This window comes from Mesorhizobium sp. M4A.F.Ca.ET.020.02.1.1, from assembly GCF_004022645.1.
Taxonomy (GTDB): domain Bacteria; phylum Pseudomonadota; class Alphaproteobacteria; order Rhizobiales; family Rhizobiaceae; genus Mesorhizobium.
The window spans coordinates 1-2532 of sequence record NZ_RZOI01000811.1 but is presented as its reverse complement, the minus strand read 5'-3'; the positions used below and the strand labels follow the sequence as shown (position 1 = coordinate 2532).

Genomic DNA, 2532 nt, shown 5'->3' with positions numbered 1-2532 from the left:
AGGGCCGGCCAGCCCCGCCTCGAAGACGGTCTGGTCGCCACGCGTGACGGCCAGCGCCTGGCCTGGCAGCGCCAGCGTCAGCAGCGCGTGCGCATCGGCCAGCGAGCGGGCATCGGCGGCGGCGGTGTCGCGATCGCCGAGGTCCTCGATGCCGGCCTGGAAGAACTCGTTACCGCCCTCGCGGCGCTGGCGAAACACCTCGCCGAGATAGGAATAGCGGCGCGGCGTGCCCGCCTGGCTGGTGATGTGGTCCAGGCAGACGGGAATGGTGAATTCGGGCCTGAGACACAGCGTCTTGCCGGTCTCGCTCTCGGTGAGGAAGATGCGGCGGCGCAGGTCTTCGCCGGCCATGTCGAGGAACGGATCGGCCGGCTGCAGCACGGCGACCTCGACCGCGTGCGTGTCACGCGCGGCGAAGAGCTTGGCGATGTCGGCGGCGATGGCGGGGTAGCGGGAGATCATGGATAGGTTGGGCGCGAGGCACCCCCCTCTGGCCTGCCGGCCATCTCCCCCTCAAGGGGGGAGATCGGCAGCTTCGAGCGCCGCACCCTTACTCCAACACCGGAGATTTGCGAAACCACACGGGACATCCAATCTCCCCCTCTGAGGGGGAGATGTCCGGCAGGACAGAGGGGGGTGTTCAAGCGCCACCCTTCGCGCGGTCGGCAGCCTGAGCCGCCAGGATCTTCTTCACCTCGGCAACCAACTCGCTCTCCGCCACCGTCACCTGCGCCGGGCGTGCGGCGCGCCATTCGGCGTTGTCGGTGATCTCCGCCGACATGCGGGCGCCTTCGATCAGGTCCTTGATCTGCAGCTCACCCCGGGAGCGCTCGTCGCCGCCCTGGATGATGGCGACCGGGCTGCCGCGGCGGTCGGCATATTTGAGCTGCGCCTTCATGCCGGCGCCGCCGAGATACATTTCCGAGCGGATGCCGGCCGCGCGCAGCTCCGCCACCATCTTCTGGTAGCGGCCGAGGCTTTCGGTGTCCTTGTCCATGACCAGAACGACGACCGGAGCGATGACGTCGGAGATGTCGAGCTTGCCGAGGTTCTTCAGCGCCGTCATCAGCCGGGAGACGCCGATCGAAAAGCCGGTCGCCGGCACCGGCTCGCCGCGGAAGCGCGAGACCAGCCCGTCATAACGGCCGCCGCCGCCAACCGAGCCGAAGCGCACGATCTGGCCGTCCTCGTTGGGGATTTCGGCCAGCAGCTCGGCTTCGAAGACGGGGCCGGTGTAGTATTCCAGGCCGCGCACGACGGAGCGGTCCATGGCGACGCGGTCTTCGCCATATCCTGCCGCTCTGACCAGAGCTTCGATCGTGGCAAGTTCGGCGACGCCTTCCTGGTAGACGGCGTTGGAACTGACGCTGGTATTCTGGCCAGCCTGTCCGTTCCTCGCCGTTGCAATCAGCACAGCTTCGGCCTGCGTGTCTTTCAGTCCGGCGCCCTTCGCGAAATCGCCTTCGCCTTCCTTGCCGCCATCCCAGCGCCCCGGACCAAGCAGGAGCCTCACGCCTTCCGGCCCGAGCTTGTCCAGTTTGTCTATCGCGCGCAGCACCGTCAGCCGCCGCCCCGCATTCTCGTCACCGCCGAGGCCGATCGCCTCTAGCACGCCGTCGAGCACCTTGCGGTTGTTGACGCGAATGACGTAGTCGCCGCGCTTGATGCCGAGCGCTTCCATGACGTCGGCCATCATCATTGCCATCTCGGCGTCTGCCGCCACACCGGGCGTGCCGATCGTGTCGGCATCGAACTGCATGAACTGGCGGAAGCGGCCGGGTCCGGGTTTTTCGTTGCGGAACACCCAGCCGGAGCGGTAGCTGCGATAGGGTTTGGGCAGCTTGTCAAAATTCTCGGCGACGAAGCGTGCCGTCGGCGCGGTCAGGTCGTAGCGCAGCGACAGCCACTGGTCATCATCATCCTGGAAGGAAAAGACGCCTTCGTTCGGCCGGTCCTGGTCGGGCAGGAATTTGCCGAGCGCGTCGGTGTATTCGATCATCGGCTGGTCGACCGGCTCGAAGCCGTAGAGCTCATAGACGCCGCGGATGGTCGCCATCATCTTCTCGACGGCGCGGATGTCATCGGCGCCGCGGTCGGCAAACCCGCGCGGCAGCCGCGCTTTCGTCTTTTCCGATTTGTCGGCCATGGGATGGGGTCTTTTCGTTCGATAGATGCTGGCTGGTTGCGGGCGCGCGTGTCCTAGCCCATGCGGCTTGGAGCGGCAAGGGTTTGCACCTTCACGGAAACAAACGGCGCCCAAAGGAAACAATTCCGCCATCGGCGCGGCATCGTGTCGACACAATCGCAGCCGATAAAGCGCACCGAAAACAAAGAGTTCGGGGCTATGAGCACCACGGGACAATTCGACACCATCAACGGCGGCACGCGCGAACTGCCCATCCGGCTGCGCCCGGCCGACCACCAGGCGCCCGTGACGGTGAGCCAGGCAGCCGGGCCGTTCGAGGTGGATCCGCGCCGGGGCTCATCCATGCGTGATGCGCTGATGACCGGCCTGCTGGTGATCTATCCGGC

Annotated in this window: 3 protein-coding genes; 1 reads left to right on the top strand and 2 read right to left on the bottom strand. The window is 66.4% G+C overall.

All coding sequences use genetic code 11. The features are described 5' to 3' along the window. Both EN742_RS31465 and hisS read right to left on the bottom strand, forming a co-directional pair. Positions 1-462, bottom strand: a 462-nt coding sequence (locus EN742_RS31465; RefSeq protein ID WP_189375686.1) for an ATP phosphoribosyltransferase regulatory subunit, incomplete at its 3' end; no start/stop codon positions are given. 178 nt (positions 463-640) lie between these two features. After that, on the bottom strand, positions 641-2146 hold the full coding sequence (hisS, locus tag EN742_RS31455) for a histidine--tRNA ligase (protein ID WP_126056399.1): 1506 nt from the start codon (positions 2144-2146) through the stop codon (positions 641-643). 144 nt (positions 2147-2290) lie between these two features. Between hisS and EN742_RS31450 the strand changes: the two genes are divergently transcribed. Continuing rightward, a partial coding sequence (locus EN742_RS31450; RefSeq protein WP_245492439.1) for a hypothetical protein occupies positions 2291-2532 on the top strand: 242 nt, incomplete at its 3' end.